The sequence below is a fragment of the Paraburkholderia caffeinilytica genome (assembly GCF_046030355.1).
GTDB classification, from domain to species: Bacteria; Pseudomonadota; Gammaproteobacteria; order Burkholderiales; family Burkholderiaceae; genus Paraburkholderia; species Paraburkholderia caffeinilytica_B.
The window spans coordinates 128,472-146,992 of the sequence record NZ_JAQQCQ010000022.1 but is presented as its reverse complement, the minus strand read 5'-3'; the positions used below and the strand labels follow the sequence as shown (position 1 = coordinate 146,992).

Sequence of the window (18,521 nt, the reverse complement as noted above, 5' to 3'; positions counted from 1 at the left end):
AGGCACCTACTTTTCTTTGCCTGCTGCAAAGAAAAGTAGGCAAAAGAAAGCAGCTCAAACCGCTAGCTCATAAGCGGGTCCCCCGCACAGCCGCGGTAGTGGTGCATCTGGAATCCGTGCCCTCGCACGTTCAAGCGTCAGTGACAAAGGGCTCGTTAGCTCCCACTCCGCACTACGTGCGTCGCGGACGGGTCCGCATCGGAAACACCAGGCTTCGGTTGAGGTAGGTGAGGGCCGTCAGCTTCGCCTCGGCGATGCACCCCTGCACTTACCTAGGAATCCCCACCTCAATTGATATGTCGGTGTGCTGTATCCTGACCTCCGACTCCGACTCCGACTCCGACTCCGACTCCGACTCCGACTCCGACTCCGACTCCGACTCCGACTCCGACTCCGACTCCGACTCCGACTCCGACACCAATTGCGATTGCAGTTGCCGCTCCAATCATAATCGCAGTAGCAGTAGCAGTAGCAGTAGCAGTAGCAGTAGCAGTAGCAGTGGCAGTAGCAGTGGCAGTGGCGACGCAATGACGAGCCACGGTCCGGTGGTGGGACGCGAGCGTCAAAATATAGCGGGTGGTTTTATGACGTAGGCTTCGGTGCGCGCAGCGTCGCCGGAGGTATGACACCCTTGTCACTCGCGCCGAATGTGCGAGGGCACAGATTCCAGATGAACCACTACCATCACTGCGCGATGAACCCGCTTAAGAGTTAGCGGTGTGAGCTGCTTTCTTTTGCCTACTTTTCTTTGCAGCAGGCAAAGAAAAGTAGGTGCCTGCCCCGCACAGGGGCGACGCTAATAAACCAATAAGAAAACAAGGAAAGGCCAACGCCGCAGGCAAATAGACAACCAATCCACCGAGCCGGCAAACAAAAAAAGCAAAACAAACGCCAACGCCGCAGGCACCCCACCCACCCCCACCGCGAAGGCGCAAAAAAAAACCACTAATCACGCGCCGAAGAAGCCGCCCCATGACTCAACCAATCCAGCACAGCCGTAGCATCATCATCCGCACCCTGTCGCGCCTTAGCGACAGTTTCAGCCACATCCGCACTCGGCACAGCGCGCCGGATCGCCACCCCCACCGCCAGAATATCGATCATGACGAGATGCAGAATCCGCGAAATCATCGACAACTGCGACTCGCGAATCTCAATGTGATCGGTCTCCAAAGCGACAGTAGCCCGCTTGGCCAAAGGCGTATTGCTCGACGTAATGGCAATCACCTTCGCCCCCGCCTGCATGGCGACATCGAGCACGCGCAGTAACTCAGGCGCACGTCCCGACTTGGACACGGCCACAATCACATCACCCTTGCCGAGCAACGCCGCCGACGCCGCCTGCATATACAGATCGCCATAGGCAATCGTCGGAATACCAAAGCGGAAGAACTTGTAATGCGCGTCCTGCGCGACGATATTCGAATTGCCGAGCCCATAAAACTCGATCCGCCGCGCACCATTCAGCAGATCGATCGCCCGCTCGACCTGGTCGAAATTCAAATGCTCGCGCAGTTGCAAAATCGCCGACACGGTGTTGTCCAGCACCTTCGCGCCGAAGTCCGTCGCGGTATCGCCCAGATGCACCTGGCTATGGCTCACCGGAATCGTGCCGGTCAAACCCGTCGCCAGCTTCAGCTTGAAATCCGACAAGCCCTGGCAACCGAGCGAGCGGCAAAAGCGGATCACCGTCGGCTGGCTCACGTCGGCCTTGCGTGCGATATCCACGATCGGGTCGTTGATGATCGAACGCGGATGGTTCAACGCGAGATCGGCCACGCGGCGCTCGGCCGGCGTCAACGCATCGCGCATCTGGCGAATCCGCTCGAACACGGCCGATGAACTGCCGCCCGCGCGATTCGACAGCTGCTCCGCGAGAATCGCTGAAACACCCAGAAACGCCGGGTATTCAGCGGTAATCACGTAGGTCGGCACGTTTTGCAAATACGCTTCGAAGCGGCCCTTCGCCTCGAAGCGTTTGCGAAACGACGAACGCGCGAAGAACTCGCCGAGCCGCGGCACGACGCCGCCACCAATGTAGATGCCACCCAACGCGCCAAGCGTCACCGCGATATTGCCCGCGAAGGTGCCGAGAATTCCGCAGAACACGTCGACGGATTCGGCCGCGAGCGGCTCGCCTTCCATCGCGCGCTTGACGATCTCGATCGTGTCGACGCTCGCCGCCACGCGCTTCTTGTCGCGGCCCGCCAACGCACGGTAAATGACTTCGATGCCGGGGCCCGCGGCCACACGCTCGAACGAGACGTGCGACCATTTCTTGCGCGCGTATTGCAGCACGATGTCTTCGCGTTCGTCGGCCGGGGCGAAGGTGGCGTGGCCGCCTTCGCTGCCGAGCGCGATCCAGCGGTCGTCGGCGGGAATCAGGCCGGATACGCCCATGCCGGTGCCCGGGCCGAGCAAGCCGATCACGCTGTTCGGCCGACGCGAGCCGCCGCCCACCTGCACGCGCTGCGCGTCGGTCAGGCCAGGCAGCGCCATGGCCAGCGCGGTAAAGTCGTTCACCACCAGCAACGTGTCGAAGCCGAGCGTGCGGCGCGTGGCTTCGATCGAAAAGCTCCAGTCGTGATTGGTCATGCTGACCTGATCGCCGTCGACCGGATTCGCAATCGCAATCGCCGCGTGATTGACGCGGCCGATCTTGGTGTCCTTCAGATACTTCTTGATGACTTCGGCAACACCGGGATAGTCCGCGCATGGATAGACCTGCACCGAGCCGATTTCGCCCGGGCTGTATTCCAGCGCGAAGCGCGCATTGGTGCCGCCGATGTCGGCGAGCAGCCTCGGTCCATCGGCGTGCTGGCCCGCGCCCGGAACAGCTTTAGTTTGCACACCAGTAGACATCGAGTCTCACTCCCTTGTCGTTTGCCAACTGCGAGATGGCATTTTTTTGTAGCGAAGCGGCGGCTGCATTGAGCACGTCCATCTTTCGCGGTCCTGCGATCAGCAAAAACAGGTGCTTCACTTCTTTCAGGGCAGACAGCGACCAGCTCACACGCGCGTGCGGCGCGCTGCCGGGATGCACGGCGACAAAGCGCTCGGAGGTGGTGATCGCATCGTCCCACTCGGGCGCATCCGCGAAAATCGACGCGGTGTGGCCGTCTTCGCCCATGCCGAGAATCGCGACGTCCGGCACGGCGCTAAAGCGCGGGTCGGCGTTCAGCGCGGCAACGTGCGCGTTGAGGTCTTGCGTGGTGTCGGCCAGCGGCCAGAAAACGGCGCCCTTCGCGGCATTCTGCAACAGCGTGTCGTGCACGAGTTGCGAATTGCTCGCGCTGTCCGTTTCCGGCACCCAGCGGTCGTCGACCAGCGTCACGGCAATGCGCGCCCAGTCGAAGGATTGCGTGGACAACGTCTGCAGGAACGGCCGCGGGCTGCTGCCGCCGGACACTGCAAGCATTGCCGGGCGCGCGCCGTTGGTTGACGTGGCCGTCTGTGCGGCGAGCGACGCATGTAACGCGTCGCCAACCGCTTTCGCCAACGCGTCGGATTGGGCGCGTTGATCGTCGAAAGCGTGAAGCTCGATCACTTCTCCTCCGTGCTGCTTTCTTGTTAGATCTGCGGAACGTGCCGTACTGCCCTCACGCGATGCCTGCAAGCGGGATGACTTGCAGGCGCCTTCGTGATACCGGCGCCATTCCGTTCAGTTCGTCGGTGGGTCTTGCAGGCGCTGTGCTGTGCTTCGATCGGCATTGCGATCAGGATCAGGCAAGGCACCGCACAGCGCCGTGATTCAGTTGATTCAATTTTCTTCTTCGAGCCAGCAGGTATCGTGCTGCGCCAACATCGCGCTCGCTGCCGCCGGTCCCCACGTGCCTGCTGCATACGGCTTGGGCGGCTTGTTCGACGCAGCCCATTCGTTGAGGATCGGTTCGACCCAGCGCCATGCCGCTTCCTGCTCGTCGCGCCGCACAAACAGCGCGAGGCGGCCGTTGATCACGTCGAGCAACAGGCGTTGATACGCTTCCATCTGCCCTTCGCGGAAGAACCGGTCGAACGCGAGGTCGAGGTGGACGCTGGCGAGGTTCATGCCTTCGCCCGGCTGCTTCGCAAGACAGTAGAGTCGAATGGTTTCGTTCGGCTGCAAACGGATCACGAGGCGGTTCGCACCGCCGCGCAAGGCGGACGCGCCCAGTGCCGAATGCGGCACCGCGCGAAAATTCACCACGATCTCAGCGACGCGATCCGCAAGACGCTTGCCTGTGCGCAGGAAAAACGGCACACCGGCCCAGCGCCAGTTTTCGATTTCCACCTTCAGCGCAACGAAGGTTTCGGTCGTGCTGTCCGGCTTCACGCCAGGCTCGGTAGCATACGCCGGCACTGCGTTGCCGCGGATCACGCCCGCATGATACTGGCCGCGCACCGCAACCTTGCCGATATCGCGCGGATCGATTGGCTTCAACGCGCGCAGCACGCGCAGCTTTTCGTCACGAACCGAGTCGGAATCCATCGAATGCGGCGGTTCCATCGCCACGATGGAAAGCAGTTGCAGCAAATGGTTCTGCACCATGTCGCGCAAGGCGCCGGTATTGTCGTAGAAGTCGCCGCGCGCTTCCACGCCGAGTTCTTCCGCAATCGTAATCTGAATGCTTTCCACCCATTCGCGGCGCCACAACGGCTCGAACAGCACATTGCCGAAGCGCAGCGCGAGCAGGTTCTGCACCGGCTCCTTACCAAGGTAGTGGTCGATCCGGTAGATCTGTTCTTCAGCGAAGATTTCACCGACTGCATCATTAATTGCGTTGGACGACTTGAGGTCGTAGCCGAGCGGCTTTTCCAGCACGATGCGCGAATTTTCGTTGAGCCCCACCGACGCCAGCGCGCGGCAGATCGGCACGAACAGCGACGGACCCGTTGCCAGATAGAACACGCGAATGCCGGGCCGGCCGCTCAGGGCGTCGCGCAGCAGTGTGAAGTCTTCAGGGTTGCCGAGATCGATCTTTACGAACTCGATACGGTCGAGGAAGCTCGCCCATGCTGTTTCGTCCACACCGTTCTTCGACACGTGCGGCTTGACGTGCTCATTGACCCAATCGAGGTAGGCCGCACGATCGGCCACATGCCGCGCCACCGCGACGATCTTGCCACTGTCGGCCAGCATGCCGCCTGCACGGTGCGCTTCAAACAGTGCCGGCAGGATCTTGCGCATCGACAGGTCGCCGGTTCCGCCGAAGAGAACGAAAGTGAAGCTTGAATCGGTTTGCATGAGTCTCCGTCGATATCCTGAGGCCGCCGTGGGGACCGAAAAAGGGCGACCGTAGTCCGATAAAATATTTTTTGACACTGAATTGTAGTTTAACTACAATCCAAATCAAGAGGTAGCGCTAATTCGATGAAAAAAGCGTGCGCTGTGAGGCTAGATGCGCGTTTTCCCGAATCGGCAGGCGTCCCCTGCATGTTAACGGACATTGCGTGCGAGCACGTGCCAGCATGCCCCCGGCGGTCCTTACGGAAGGCCGGAAAGCTAACCTGGCGTCAGGGTTAACGTGCAAGGCACCTCGAGTCTGCCGCGCGCGACGCGGGCAGGCAAAAATCAAAAGAGGAGACAGTCAGTTGCATCCCGATCCACTCATCTCTTGAGCTTCCAGCGGCCGGATATCGGTCCGCCGGCACATGCCTTAACGCATGCGCCCGACCGTGCTCGATCGCCCAGTGTTTTGCCTGTTTGAACCAACCACAGCACCCTGGCGACATCAGGGGCCATTTGTTTTTTGTTCAGGTGTCTGGAGGAGATAAGCAATGAAATTTCGCGCGATCATGGGCGCTTTGTGCGCCGCAGGTCTGATGTGTGGCGTCTCGGCTGTGCAAGCTGCCGAGTCGATCGAAGTGTTGCACTGGTGGACTTCGGGCGGCGAATCGAAAGCCGTCGGCGTCCTCAAGGACGACATGACGAAGCAGGGTTACACGTGGAAGGACTTCGCGGTTGCTGGCGGCGCGGGTGCGGCTGCCATGACGGCACTGAAGACGCAGGTGATCTCGGGCAATGCGCCGAGCGCTGCGCAGATCAAGGGTCCGCTGATCCAGGACTGGGCTTCGCAAGGCGTGCTGGTGCCGATCGACGCGGCAGCAGGCGACTGGAAGAAGAACCTGCCGCCGGAAATCGACAAGATCATGCACGCGGACGGTCACTATGTGGCAGCACCGTTCTCGGTGCACCGCGTGAACTGGCTGTACATCAACAAGGCAGCGCTGGACAAGGCAGGCGGCAAGGTGCCGACCACGTGGCCTGAGTTCTTCGCAGTGGCCGACAAGATGAAGGCCGCGGGCATCCAGCCGATCGCAATGGGCGGCCAGCCGTGGCAAGACCTGACGCTGTGGGAAGACGTGGTGCTGTCGCAAGGCGCAGGCTTCTACAAGAAGGCGCTGGTCGACCTCGACGAGAAGACGCTGACGTCGGACCAGATGGTCGGCGTGTTCGACACGGTTCGCAAGATCCAGGGTTACTTCGACGCGGGCCGCACGGGCCGTGACTGGAACCTGGCAACGGCGATGGTCATCAACGGCAAGGCCGGCATGCAGTTCATGGGCGACTGGGCGAAGGGCGAATTCGCCAACGCCGGCAAGAAGGCGGGTTCGGACTATGTCTGCGCCGCCGTGCCGGGCACGGAAAAGTCGTACACGTTCAACGTCGACTCGTTCGTGTTCTTCCAGCAGAAGGGCCAGAAGGCTGCAACGCCGGGTCAATTGGCACTCGCCAAGACGATCATGTCGCCGGACTTCCAGGAACAGTTCAGCCTGAACAAGGGGTCGATCCCGGTTCGTCTGGGCGTGTCGATGGCCAAGTTCGACGACTGCGCGAAGAAGTCGTACGCGGATGAACAAGTGGCGATCAAGTCGGGCGGCTATGTGCCTTCGCTGGCACACGGCATGGCGCAACCGGATGCAGCAGCCGGCGCGATCTCGGACGTGGTCACGAAGTTCATGAACTCGCAGCAGGATTCGAAGAGCGCGGTTGCCGCGCTCGCGAAGGCTGCGAAGACCAAGTAAGCAGCGTCAAGCGAAGTAGTGCGCCTGGCCGTTCCCTTCGGGGGCGCCGGGCGCGTTCTTCAGAGTGCTTGCTGCAGTTGCGTTAAGCAGTTGCGTTACTTAGGGCGAGACACTTCACCCCTGGTTTCATCGAGTCACATCTATGCCGTTCCGGTCTCGCGTCTTTCGTGAGCGAGCGCCCCGGCGGTACAGTTTCAGCAGGAGTCGAGTAGTGACTGCTTCTATCAGCGGAAACGGGAAAACGGCCGCCGTGACCCGCCGCACATCGCCGATGGCGGCCCTTGCCGATCGCTGGATTCCGAAGCTGGTGCTCGCACCCAGCGTCGTGATCAGCCTGATCTTCGTGTACGGCTTCATCGCTATCACCGGGTATCTGTCGTTGTCGAATTCGCGACTGATGCCGCGTTATGAATTTGTCGGTCTGGATCGTTATCGCGAACTGTTCGATAACGATGTGTTCTGGACCTCGGCTGCCAACCTCGGCTGGTTCGGCATTCCGTTTATCGGCATCTGTATCGGTCTCGGTCTGTTCCTCGCGATCCTGCTCGATCAGCAGATCCGCAACGAAGGCGCGCTGCGCGCCGTGTTCCTGTACCCGATGGCGCTTTCGTTCATCGTGACGGGTACGGCGTGGCAATGGATCATGACGCCGAGCGTCGGCCTCGAGAAAGTGTTCCACGACTGGGGCTGGACGAGCTTCTCGTTCAGCTGGCTCGGCGACCCCGACAAGGCGATTTTCTGCGTCGTGATCGCGGCCGTGTGGCAATCCACCGGTTTCGTGATGGCGCTGTTCCTCGCGGGTCTGCGCGGGGTCGACGGTGAAATCTTCAAGGCCGCACAGATGGACGGCGCGGGCTTGCCCACCATCTACCGCAAGATCGTGATTCCGAGCATGCGCCCGGTGTTCTTCTCCGTGCTGTTGATTCTCTGCCACATCACGATCAAGACCTTCGACCTGGTCGTCGCGTTGACCGCGGGCGGTCCGGGCACGTCTTCATCGCTGCCGGCTATTTTCATGTACACGTTTTCATTCAATCGCGGGCAGCTGGGCGTCGGCGCGGCATCGTCGATGATGATGCTCGCCACCGTTGTGGCCGTGCTCGTGCCGCTGATGTATCTGGAATCGAGGAGCACGCGCAATGCAGCCTAAGATGACGATCAGCCGTGCCGTCATTTATGCGGCCTTGATTCTGTTCGCCCTGTATTTCCTGTTTCCGCTGTACGTGATGCTGTCCACGTCGTTCAAGGACATCGACCAGTTGCGCACCGGCAACCTGCTCACGCCGCCGACTCACTGGACCATCGATCCCTGGATCAAGGCATGGAGCGGTGCGTGTACGGGTGTGCGTTGCGACGGCATGCAACCGTTCTTCATGAACTCCGTGCGCATGGTGATTCCGGCCGTGCTGATCTCGTCGATCATCGGCGCGTTCAATGGTTATGTTCTGACGCATTGGCGTTTCCGCGGCGCGGATCCGATCTTCACGATGATCCTGGTCGGCTGCTTCATTCCGTTCCAGGCGATCCTGCTGCCGATGGCGCGTTTCGAAGGCTTTCTCGGCCTGTCGAACACGACGACCGGTCTGGTGGTGGTGCACGTGATCTACGGTATCGCCTTCACCACGATGTTCTTCCGCAACTTCTACGTAAGCATTCCGGCTGAACTCGTGAAAGCCGCGCGGATCGACGGTGCGGGTTTCTTCACGATCTTCACGAAGATTCTGCTGCCGGTGTCGCTGCCGATTTTCATGGTGTGCCTGATCTGGCAATTTACGCAGATCTGGAATGACTTCCTGTTCGGGATTGTGTTCTCCGGTGTCGATTCGATGCCGATCACGGTGGCGCTCAACAACCTCGTGAACACCTCGACCGGCGTGAAGGAATACAACGTGGACATGGCCGGCGCGATCATCGCCGCGCTGCCTACCTTGCTCGTCTACATCATCGCCGGACGCTATTTCGTGCGCGGCCTGACAGCGGGCGCAGTGAAGGGCTAAGCCCGGTTAAACCATCCGGGCGCGGCGGTTTCTGTTTGATTCGAAGCCGCCGTCATCCGACCAGACGTTTTCAAGCAGTACCAGAGACAAGAGGATTCACAGCATGGCAAGCCTTTCCATCCGTGACGTGTACAAGACTTACCCGAACGGGGTGCCGGTTCTGAAGGGTGTCAACATCGACATCGAAGACGGCCAGTTCCTGATTCTCGTCGGCGGCTCGGGCTGCGGGAAATCGACGCTGCTCAATATGATCGCCGGCCTCGAAACCGTGACCAAGGGCGAGATCCAGATCGACGGCAAGACGGTGAACAACCTCTCGCCGAAAGATCGCGACATCGCGATGGTGTTCCAGTCGTACGCGCTGTATCCGTCCATGACGGTGCGCGAGAACATCTCGTTCGGCCTGAACATCCGCAAGGTGCCGAAGCAGGAGCAGGCGCAGATCGTCGACCGCGTGTCGAACACGCTGCAGATCACGCACCTGCTGGACCGCAAGCCGGGTCAGCTCTCCGGTGGTCAGCGCCAGCGCGTGGCGATGGGCCGTGCGCTCGCACGCGATCCGGTGATGTTCCTGTTCGACGAGCCGCTGTCGAACCTCGACGCGAAGCTGCGCATCGAAATGCGCTCGGAAATCAAGCTGCTGCATCAGCGCCTCGGCACGACGATCGTCTACGTGACGCACGATCAGATCGAAGCGATGACGCTCGGCGACCGCATCGCGGTGATGAAAGACGGCATCGTGCAGCAGTTCGGCGCACCGCAAGACATTTACGATTCGCCGGCGAACCTGTTCGTGGCCGGCTTTATCGGCGCGCCGCCGATGAACTTCATTCAGGGCAAGCTGGTGGAGCAGGGTTCGGGCGTGGGCATCGAACTGGATACGGGCGCCATGCGCGGCGTGCTGAACCTGCCGTTCGACTCCGCGAAGGTGAAATCGCACGTTGGGCGTGAAGTGATTCTGGGCCTGCGCCCGGAGCGGATCACCGATGCGCGCGGCGCGCATGGCGACAATGCGAATCTGCAGCCGATCGACGTGAAGGTCGACGTGATCGAGCCGACCGGACCGGACACGCTGGTGTTCGCGCAGGTCAACGGCAAACGCATTGTGAGCCGTGTGCACCCGGCGTCGAATCCGCAGCCTTTGGCGAATACGACGCTGTTGTTCGATGCGTCGAAGGCGGTGTTGTTCGATCCGTCGAATGAAGAACGGATTGCTTGAGGCGGGTCATTCGCTGAGCGATTCGCGTTGAAAAAAGCCCCATGCGTTGTGAGACGCATGGGGCTTTTTTCATTTAGAGGGGGCTGTTTGCATCGGGCGAAACATGGCCCCTTTCGATCATGACCTCAGCCGTTCGTGATGCGCAGATCCGGATTGTTGCGCGCCAGTTCGGTAACCCACTCGGTGAAGGCGCGCAGCCGTGAACTCAGATTGCGGCGATGGGCGTACAGGATCGACAGCGGCGTGCCGGGACTCCTGTAGGTCGTGAGGATTTCCTTGAGTGCGCCTTGCGCAATCAGATCCGCGACCATGAAGCGCGACGGCTGGATGATGCCGTGGCCGAGCGCGCCCGCGCCGATATAAACGCTGCCGTCGTTCACCGCGAGCACGCTCTTCAGCGTGACCTTAACGATCTCGCCGTTCACCTCGTACTCGAAGGGGAAGGTCTTGCCGCTGCGCGCGGAAACGTAGTTGACTGCACGATGCTCGCTGAGTTCTTCGAGCGTGGCCGGCGTGCCGTATTTCTCCAGATAGGCGGGCGACGCGCAGGTCACGATCCTCGCATCGCCAATGTGCCGCGCGACGAGACTCGACTCCTCCGGCGTGCCCATGCGGATCACGCAATCCACCCCGTCCTGAATCAGATCGATATTGCGATCCGCGAGCCCGAGCCGCACGTCGATCTCCGGGTATTGCCGGTAGAAGTCGTCGAGCGCGGGCAGCAGCAGCGCCCGGGCGAGCGTGCCGGAGGTATCGACGCGAATCGTGCCGCTCGGATTCTCGCGCTTGTTCGACAGCGACGATTCGGCATCGGCGACTTCCGCGAGGATGCGCACGCACCGGTCGTAAAACAGCGCGCCGTCTTCGGTGACGCTGACTTGCCGCGTCGAACGGTTCAGGAGCCGCACGCCGACGTGTTCCTCCAGAGCCTGAATGGTGCGGCTGACTTTGGCGCGAGGCAGGTCGAGCGACTCGGATACTTTGGTGAAGCTGTTCGCTTCGACCACACGCGTAAATATCTCCATCGCTTCGAAACGGTCCATGTTTTGCCTTGTGAGTAATGGGCGGAAGTGGCTTTCGAAGTGAAGTGTATCGCCTGGAAATTCTGTTGTCGCACTGCGTGGTGGTCACGCGGGCGGGCTTGTCTGTTCGCCCTCTGTCTGGCTGGGCTGTCGGCCTCAAAGCGTGGTCGGCACCTGCTGGTGTTCATCGCATCCGGTAAAGACCGGACGCTACGAAAGCTTATGCGCCGTGATTTGTTACGACAAAACGTCACAAACTTTCAAGAAAGATAGTGTAACATTTGAAAAAATTGTAAGAATTCGACGTGACCACGATCTGACCGTGTGTAGCCGGTTGACCGCCGTAATCGGAAAGACCCCCGGGGCGTCACGCGATCAATAACGAATAAACCGACGCACGGAGCCTTTGCATGTCAACGATCACCACGACGTCTGTGAATAGCGCGACTGCGAACGCGCAGAGCCAGGTGCAGCAAGCGGCGCAATCGATTATCAGCGGTTCCACCGGCAACTCGACGATGGACGTGGCGTCGCTGGTGTCGGCGCTCGTGAATGCGAAGACGGCCGGCCAGACGGCGGCGTTGAAGGCCAAACAGACGAGCGATACCACCATCTTGTCCGCGTATGGCGCCCTGAGCTCCGCGTTGAACGCCTTGCAGGCGGCGATTAAGAATCTCTCGGACGGCACCATGCTGTCGACCTTCGGGGCCACCGCGAGCGGCAAAGGTATCGACCCGAAGGCCGGTCCCGGCGCGGTCGCCGGCAGCTACACGATCGACGTCGCGCAAATCGCGGCGTCGCAGAGTCTGTCGTCGTCGGCATTCGACGCTACCGCTAAGCTGGGCGCCGGCACATTGAGCATCGCGATCGGCGGCAAGTCGATGGATATCACGATCGACAGCACGAACAATACGTTGAGCGGTATCGCCAACGCGATCAACAAAGCGGGCAACAACCCGGGTGTCACGGCCACCATCGTGACCGGCACGGGTGGCGCCCACCTGGTGCTGCGCTCGACCACCACCGGCGCGGCCAATACGATCAACGTGTCCACCAGCAACGTCCAGGACGACAATGGCCTGTCGAGCCTCGGCGTGACGTCCACGCCGGGTACGAACGGCGCGGGGTCCACGATCGTGTCTTCGGATGCCAACAGGAGCTGGCGGCAGAGCGAAGCCGCTCAGGACGCGCTATTCACCATCGGTGGGATTGCGGCGAGCAGTTCCACCAACGCGGTCACAGCGGCGATTTCCGGCGTCACGCTGAACCTGTCGAGCGCCGCGGTCGGCACCTCGCAGACGCTGACAATCGCGCCGGATACCACCGCGCAGAACACGGCCATCACCAACTTCGCCAATCTCTACAACACCGTTGTCACGACCATCAACTCGCTGTCCTCGTACGACAAGTCGTCGAAGACCGGCGGCGCGCTGCTCGGCGATTCAACGCTGATGACGATCAAGAACGCGTTGGCGTCGATCGTCGGCGGTGGCGTCGGCACGGGGTCGTCGGCGGTGGGGCTCGCTTCGATCGGCATTACGTTAAAGGGTGATCCGGCGGACGGTACGTTGGTCATCGACAGCAAGAAGCTGAGCACGTCGCTCACCAGCAACCCGGCGCAGGTCGCTACCTTGTTCAACTCGACCAACGGCATCGGCGCTAAGCTGAACAAGAGCATTACTGATTTCGTGAAGACGGGCGGCATCATCGACACCCGCAGCACGGCGTTGAATGCCGACCTGAAGAGCATCACGACGCAGCAGACCTCGCTCGCCAATTACAGCGCGCAATTGACGAAGCAGTACCAGAATCAGTTCACCGCGCTCAACACGCTGATGGCGACGATGAACAACAACTCCCAATACCTGACGGCGCTGTTTGGCGGCTCGAAGAGTGCGGGAGCGTTGGCTACCAATAAGTAAGGCTGCATTGAAGCGCGCGTCGCCTGGGTTCCAGGTGGCGCGTTTTTTACTGAGGCGGGTTTGTGGTGAAGCGGGCTCAGTGAAACGAAGCCTAATGAGGCAGCCGGACATTGAACTTGAACGTCGCGAGCCTCGTGAGCAAGATGAAGGCCGTGGAGACCAACACGTTATAAACCGTATCGACGTTCACGTAGTCCAGCAGCACGTACAGCCAGCACCCCACAAAAGCGCATGTCGCGTATGGTCGCGAATCGCGCAAAATCAGCGGCACCTCGTTGCACAGCACGTCGCGAATCACGCCGCCGAATACGCCGGTCAACACCCCCATCATCACCGAAGTGAACCACGGCATCTGCGCGTCGTGCGCGATCGACGTGCCGGAAATGCTGAACAGGCCGAGCCCGATCGCATCGGCGACCAGCAAGACGCGTTCGGAGAGCAGGCGCGACGTCATCTTCAGCAGCGTCGGCGCAAACAACGACATGACGAAGATCGCGATCAGATAAGCCTGATGCTCGACCCAGTAGAAGGGCCGCCGCTCCAGCAGCACGTCGCGCAAGGTGCCGCCGCCAAACGCCGTTGCGATGGCCACGAGGAAGGTGCCCACGGCGTCGAGCCGCCGGGTCCTCGCTTCGATAAAGCCGGAAATCGCGTACGCGAAAATAGCCAGCGCTTCCATGATGGTCAGCGCCAGCGTCAGCCTCGGATGGATCACCGGGACTCCGTCAGGATTTGACGTGAGCCGGCAATGCGCCCGGCTGCAACAGCACGACCACGGCACCGGCGCCGCCGTCATGCGGACGGGCCTGACAGAAGGCGATCACCTCGGACTTCTGTACGAGCCACGCGCGCACTTTGCCCTTCAATACGGGTTCTTTGCCGATCGATCCGAGGCCCTTGCCGTGAATCACGCGCAAACACCGCAAGCCGCGCTTCACCGATTCACGAATGAACTCGGCCAGCGCCTCGCGCGCTTCTTCGCGACGCATGCCGTGCAGATCGATTTGCGCCTGCACGATCCAATCGCCGCGCCGCAGTTTGCGCACGACTTCCTGACTCACGCCTGGGCGGCAATAGGAGAGCGTTTCGTCGGTTTCGAGCAGGATTTCGGGATCGAATTCGTCGGAGATCGCTTCATGCAGCACGGCTTCTTCGTCGAGTCTGGTTTGCACCGGCATCGGCGACGGAGGATTGCGCGGCAAGCTGGCGCGCGGCGGGACCGCGAGCGGCGCAACCGCGCCGATCTCGCGGCGAAACAGATCGGCATCCGCGGACGCTTCGCGTTGCGCCGCTGCTGCGGCCGCGCGCTCGCGTTCGCGCCGTTGCGTGTCGCCCTTTAACGCGTCGCGCAGCGCGCCGAGGCCGGCCAGACCCGCAGCCGGTTCGATCTTCGGTTTGACGACGGGCGCGGCTGCCTCGGGCGCGGGCCGGGCAACGGCACGCGCGCGCTTCGGTTCGCTAGGGTGGGGCTGATTCTTCGGCATATCCGTAATACACGCAGAAAAGTAGATCGATCGCGCGACGCCGGCACGACGCAAAAAAGGCCGCCGGCTTCTCAGCCGCGGCCTTCTCCAAAGCAGGTGGCCGGGCCACGCCCAGCCGCCATTTTACCGTCGCGCCTAGTGTTTCAGACGGGGTTGCAGATCAGCGCGCGGCTTCGGCGCTCGTCACGTGTTCGGCAACCTCGTCGAGGGTTTCCAGATAACGCTGCGCGTCGAGTGCGGCCATACAGCCCGTGCCCGCGCTGGTGATCGCCTGACGATAGACGTGGTCCTGCACGTCGCCCGCCGCGAATACGCCCGGCACATTGGTTGCCGTTGCAAAGCCGTTCAGACCGCCCTTGGTGATGATGTAGCCGTTCTTCATCTCCAACTGGCCTTCGAAAATATCCGTGTTCGGCTTGTGGCCGATCGCGACGAAGATGCCTTGCAGTGCGATATCCGTGGTGTCGCCGGTTTTCGTGTTCTTGATGCGCAGGCCGGTCACACCGGACTGGTCGCCGGTCACTTCGTCGAGCGTGCTGTTCCATTTGATTTCGACCACGCCTTCCCTTTCCTTCGCCAGCAGGCGGTCGATCAGGATCGGCTCGGCGCGGAACTTGTCGCGGCGATGGATCACCGTCACTTTTTTGGCGATACCGGCGAGGTAGAGGGCTTCCTCGACCGCGGTATTGCCGCCGCCGATCACGGCCACATGTTGTTGCTTGTAGAAGAAACCGTCGCAGGTGGCGCAAGCCGACACGCCTTTGCCCATGAACAATTCTTCGGACGGCAGGCCGAGGTACTGCGCCGAGGCACCGGTGGAGATGATCAGCGAGTCGCAGGTGTATTCGCCCGAGTCGCCGATCAGGCGGATCGGTTTTTCATCCAGCTTGGCCGTATGGATGTGGTCGAAAATGATCTCGGTGTTGAAACGCTCGGCGTGCTCCAGGAAGCGCGTCATCAATTCCGGGCCTTGCACGCCGTTCGCGTCCGCCGGCCAGTTTTCGACGTCGGTCGTGGTCATCAGCTGGCCGCCTTGGGCGAGACCCGTGATGAGCACCGGCGACAGGTTGGCGCGTGCCGCGTAGACCGCCGCCGTGTAGCCGGCGGGACCGGAACCGAGAATCAGGACTTTGGCGTGTTTCGTGGAAGTTGCGGGCATGATCGAATCCTTTTACGGCGCCCGGCTCGCCCATGCGAGGCCGCGCGACTGGAGCTGAAACTATAGATGGGTATCAGAGCGGCATTATAAAGGGCGGCACGCCGGCCTGCTCCATGAAGCTTTCCGATCGCTGCGATAGCGTCGCAGCGGGGCCCGGCAGCCTTTCGCGAGGCCGATCGGCTAAGTTACCGTCATTTACAGCCTTGTGTGAGGCACTGCGTTTACAATAGGCCGCATCGATGGACCCGGCAGCCGGGACCGGGTCTGGAGCCGCCTCAAGCGCCGCTTTGGGCCGCGACTCCGGCGGCAAATCGGCCACACAAGCAACAGGATCAATGGCAAAAGCTCCCTATTCCGCGAGCGCGCAGGCATTGCCGCACCGCATGTCGCGCCTTTTCACCGAAATCCGCTGGATCTTGCAGGTCGCGCTCGGCGTATTCCTGCTCATGGCGCTCGTCAGCTATAGCCGGCACGATCCGAGCTGGACGCATGCCGCGCAGGTCGACCACATTGCCAACTGGGCGGGCCGCGTCGGCGCGTGGACGTCCGATATCCTGCTGCTGCTGTTCGGGCTGTCCGCCTACTGGTGGATCGTGCTGCTCGGCCGCCATATCTCCGCCAATTACCGCCGCATCACCCGTCACGAGGAACTGCAGGAAGACGCGCCGCGCGATGCCGGCTGGCTCGCGGACGCGTTCGCGTTCATGCTGGTGTTGCTCGCTTGCGACGGTATCGAAGCGTTGCGCATGTGGTCGCTGAAAGTGCAGTTGCCGCGTGCGCCGGGCGGCGTGATCGGCGAGGCTGTCGCGCGCGGTATTTCGCACGCGCTGGGCTTCACGGGCGGCACCTTGGCGCTCCTGATCGTGCTCGGCATCGGTTTGTCGCTGTACTTCCGGTTTTCGTGGCTGTCGGTGTCGGAAAAGCTCGGGGAGTCGATCATTTCGGCGGTCACCTTCGCCAAGCTGCGCCGCGAGGCAGGCCGCGACCGTAAATTGGGCGAAGCCGCCGCCGTGAAGCGCGAAGGCAAGGTCGAAAAGGGCCGCGTGCGGATCGAGGAGCACGAGCCGGTCATGATCGTGCCGCCGGTCGTCACGCCCGCCAAATCGGAGCGCGTCGAGAAAGAGCGGCAAGTGCCGCTGTTCACGGATCTGCCAGGCGACTCCACCTTGCCGCCGATCTCGCTGCTGGACGCCGCGCCGGCCGCGCAGGAAACCATTTCCGCCGACACGCTTGAATTCACCTCGCGTCTGATCGAGAAAAAGCTCAAGGACTTTGGCGTCGAAGTGAGCGTGGTCGCCGCGTATCCGGGCCCGGTTGTCACGCGCTACGAGATCGAGCCGGCCACCGGCGTGAAGGGCAGCCAGATCGTCGGTCTGGCGAAGGACTTGGCGCGTTCGCTGTCGCTGGTGTCGATTCGCGTGGTCGAAACGATTCCGGGCAAGAATTTCATGGCGCTGGAGTTGCCGAACCAGCGCCGTCAGACCGTGAGTCTCTCGGAGATTCTCGGCTCGGCGGTGTATGCGGACGCGGCTTCGCCGCTCACCATGGGCCTCGGCAAGGACATCGGCGGCAAGCCGGTGTGCGCCGACCTCGCCAAAATGCCGCACTTGCTGGTGGCGGGTACGACCGGCTCGGGCAAGTCGGTGGGGATCAACGCGATGATCCTCTCGCTGCTCTACAAGGCGAGTGCCGACCAGGTCCGGATGATCCTGATCGACCCGAAGATGCTCGAAATGAGCGTCTACGAAGGGATTCCGCATCTGCTGTGTCCGGTGGTCACGGACATGCGCCAAGCCGGTCACGCGCTGAACTGGGCAGTGGCCGAAATGGAGCGCCGCTACAAGCTGATGAGCAAGCTGGGCGTGCGTAACCTCGCCGGCTACAACAACAAGATCGACGAAGCCGCGAAGCGCGAAGAGAAGCTGCCGAATCCGTTCAGCCTGACGCCGGACGATCCGGAACCGCTCACGCGCCTGCCGAACATCGTCGTCGTGATCGACGAACTGGCCGATCTGATGATGGTGGTCGGCAAGAAGGTCGAAGAGTTGATCGCGCGGATTGCGCAGAAAGCGCGCGCGGCCGGCATCCATCTGATTCTGGCGACGCAGCGGCCGTCGGTCGACGTGATTACCGGCCTGATCAAGGCCAACGTGCCGACGCGGATGGCCTTCCAGGTGTCGTCGAAGATCGACTCGCGCACGATTCTCGACCAGCAGGGCGCCGAATCGCTGCTGGGCATGGGCGACATGCTGTACCTGCCGCCGGGCAGCGGCTTGCCGGTGCGGGTGCACGGCGCGTTCGTGTCGGACGAGGAAGTGCACCGTGTCGTCGACAAGCTCAAGGAGCAGGGCGAGCCGAACTATATCGAGGGCATTCTCGAAGGCGGCGTAACGGGCGAGGGTGACGAAGGCTCCGCGGGCGCCGGCGGATCGGGCTCCGGCGACGGCGAGGCCGACCCGTTATACGACCAGGCGGTCGACGTTGTGCTGAAGAACCGCCGTGCGTCGATTTCGCTGGTGCAGCGGCATTTGCGCATCGGCTATAACCGCGCGGCGCGCCTGCTTGAGCAGATGGAGAACTCGGGCGTGGTGTCGGCGATGTCGTCGAACGGCAATCGGGAGATTCTGGCGCCGGCGCGGGAAGCGGAATAGGCCGTCCATCAGGTTAGTGCGCCGAACCGGCGGCAACGCGCAGCGTGTGAATCCTGCGTAAG

General features: G+C 61.7%; 13 protein-coding genes. 6 read left to right on the top strand and 7 right to left on the bottom strand.

What is annotated here, in order from left to right:
• Positions 1 to 945: 945 nt before the first annotated feature.
• The 3 genes from PQQ95_RS28180 to zwf all read right to left on the bottom strand — a co-directional run bounded on the left by PQQ95_RS28180 (position 946) and on the right by zwf (position 5,224).
• Positions 946 to 2,862, bottom strand: coding sequence for a bifunctional transcriptional regulator/glucokinase (locus PQQ95_RS28180; RefSeq protein ID WP_408443435.1), 1,917 nt, complete (start codon positions 2,860 to 2,862; stop codon positions 946 to 948).
• Positions 2,840 to 3,547 carry a 6-phosphogluconolactonase gene (gene pgl, locus PQQ95_RS28175; protein WP_408443432.1) on the bottom strand — a complete coding sequence of 236 codons (708 nt, stop codon included), beginning with the start codon at positions 3,545 to 3,547 and terminating at the stop codon, positions 2,840 to 2,842. Before pgl ends, PQQ95_RS28180 begins: the two co-directional genes overlap by 23 nt.
• Positions 3,548 to 3,760: 213 nt before the next feature.
• The gene (gene zwf, locus PQQ95_RS28170) at positions 3,761 to 5,224 is read right to left on the bottom strand and encodes a glucose-6-phosphate dehydrogenase (protein WP_408443429.1); all 1,464 of its coding nucleotides are present in this window, start codon (positions 5,222 to 5,224) and stop codon (positions 3,761 to 3,763) included.
• Positions 5,225 to 5,757: 533 nt separating this feature from the next.
• On the opposite strand from zwf, the gene PQQ95_RS28165 reads away from it, so the two are divergent.
• From PQQ95_RS28165 to PQQ95_RS28150, 4 genes are all read left to right on the top strand, one after another.
• Positions 5,758 to 7,005 (top strand): ABC transporter substrate-binding protein, encoded by a 1,248-nt coding sequence (locus tag PQQ95_RS28165; RefSeq protein ID WP_408443426.1) that lies wholly within the window; start codon positions 5,758 to 5,760, stop codon positions 7,003 to 7,005.
• A gap of 211 nt (positions 7,006 to 7,216) precedes the next feature.
• Positions 7,217 to 8,155, top strand: coding sequence for a carbohydrate ABC transporter permease (locus tag PQQ95_RS28160; protein WP_408443424.1), 939 nt, complete (start codon positions 7,217 to 7,219; stop codon positions 8,153 to 8,155).
• Entirely contained in the window at positions 8,145 to 9,002 is an 858-nt protein-coding gene (locus tag PQQ95_RS28155) for a carbohydrate ABC transporter permease (protein WP_408209966.1), read from the top strand. Before PQQ95_RS28160 ends, PQQ95_RS28155 begins: the two co-directional genes overlap by 11 nt.
• 103 nt (positions 9,003 to 9,105) lie before the next feature.
• Complete coding sequence (locus PQQ95_RS28150; RefSeq protein ID WP_408443421.1) at positions 9,106 to 10,221, top strand: ABC transporter ATP-binding protein; 1,116 nt, start codon at positions 9,106 to 9,108, stop codon at positions 10,219 to 10,221.
• Positions 10,222 to 10,346: 125 nt separating this feature from the next.
• On the opposite strand, the gene PQQ95_RS28145 is transcribed toward PQQ95_RS28150, so the two are convergent.
• A complete protein-coding gene (locus PQQ95_RS28145; RefSeq protein ID WP_408443418.1) occupies positions 10,347 to 11,264 on the bottom strand; it encodes a LysR family transcriptional regulator in 918 nt (305 codons plus the stop codon).
• Positions 11,265 to 11,653: 389 nt separating this feature from the next.
• Here PQQ95_RS28145 and fliD point away from each other — a divergent pair, with 389 nt between their 5' ends.
• Complete coding sequence (gene fliD / locus PQQ95_RS28140; RefSeq protein WP_408443415.1) at positions 11,654 to 13,165, top strand: flagellar filament capping protein FliD; 1,512 nt, start codon at positions 11,654 to 11,656, stop codon at positions 13,163 to 13,165.
• Positions 13,166 to 13,256: 91 nt separating this feature from the next.
• Here fliD and PQQ95_RS28135 read toward each other — a convergent pair whose 3' ends face one another.
• The 3 genes from PQQ95_RS28135 to trxB form a co-directional block, all read right to left on the bottom strand.
• Positions 13,257 to 13,877: a trimeric intracellular cation channel family protein gene (locus PQQ95_RS28135; protein ID WP_408443447.1), complete on the bottom strand. Its 621-nt coding sequence runs from the start codon at positions 13,875 to 13,877 to the stop codon at positions 13,257 to 13,259.
• Positions 13,878 to 13,890: 13 nt separating this feature from the next.
• Positions 13,891 to 14,649 carry a Smr/MutS family protein gene (locus PQQ95_RS28130; protein WP_408443412.1) on the bottom strand — a complete coding sequence of 253 codons (759 nt, stop codon included), beginning with the start codon at positions 14,647 to 14,649 and terminating at the stop codon, positions 13,891 to 13,893.
• 160 nt (positions 14,650 to 14,809) lie between these two features.
• On the bottom strand, positions 14,810 to 15,808 hold the full coding sequence (gene trxB, locus PQQ95_RS28125) for a thioredoxin-disulfide reductase (RefSeq protein ID WP_408443409.1): 999 nt from the start codon (positions 15,806 to 15,808) through the stop codon (positions 14,810 to 14,812).
• 335 nt (positions 15,809 to 16,143) lie between these two features.
• Between trxB and PQQ95_RS28120 the strand changes: the two genes are divergently transcribed.
• A complete protein-coding gene (locus tag PQQ95_RS28120) occupies positions 16,144 to 18,459 on the top strand; it encodes a DNA translocase FtsK (RefSeq protein ID WP_408443407.1) in 2,316 nt (771 codons plus the stop codon).
• Positions 18,460 to 18,521 lie beyond the last annotated feature (62 nt).

Bases quoted from the DNA above. Each gene is read 5' to 3' on its own strand.
- PQQ95_RS28120 (WP_408443407.1), top strand. From the start codon at position 16,144: ATGGCAAAAGCTCCCTATTCCGCGAGCGCGCAGGCATTGCCGCACCGC.
- PQQ95_RS28145 (WP_408443418.1), bottom strand. From the start codon at position 11,264: ATGGACCGTTTCGAAGCGATGGAGATATTTACGCGTGTGGTCGAAGCG.
- PQQ95_RS28180 (WP_408443435.1), bottom strand. From the start codon at position 2,862: ATGTCTACTGGTGTGCAAACTAAAGCTGTTCCGGGCGCGGGCCAGCAC.
- PQQ95_RS28165 (WP_408443426.1), top strand. From the start codon at position 5,758: ATGAAATTTCGCGCGATCATGGGCGCTTTGTGCGCCGCAGGTCTGATG.
- PQQ95_RS28130 (WP_408443412.1), bottom strand. From the start codon at position 14,649: ATGCCGAAGAATCAGCCCCACCCTAGCGAACCGAAGCGCGCGCGTGCC.
- PQQ95_RS28155 (WP_408209966.1), top strand. From the start codon at position 8,145: ATGCAGCCTAAGATGACGATCAGCCGTGCCGTCATTTATGCGGCCTTG.
- trxB (WP_408443409.1), bottom strand. From the start codon at position 15,808: ATGCCCGCAACTTCCACGAAACACGCCAAAGTCCTGATTCTCGGTTCC.
- zwf (WP_408443429.1), bottom strand. From the start codon at position 5,224: ATGCAAACCGATTCAAGCTTCACTTTCGTTCTCTTCGGCGGAACCGGC.
- PQQ95_RS28150 (WP_408443421.1), top strand. From the start codon at position 9,106: ATGGCAAGCCTTTCCATCCGTGACGTGTACAAGACTTACCCGAACGGG.
- fliD (WP_408443415.1), top strand. From the start codon at position 11,654: ATGTCAACGATCACCACGACGTCTGTGAATAGCGCGACTGCGAACGCG.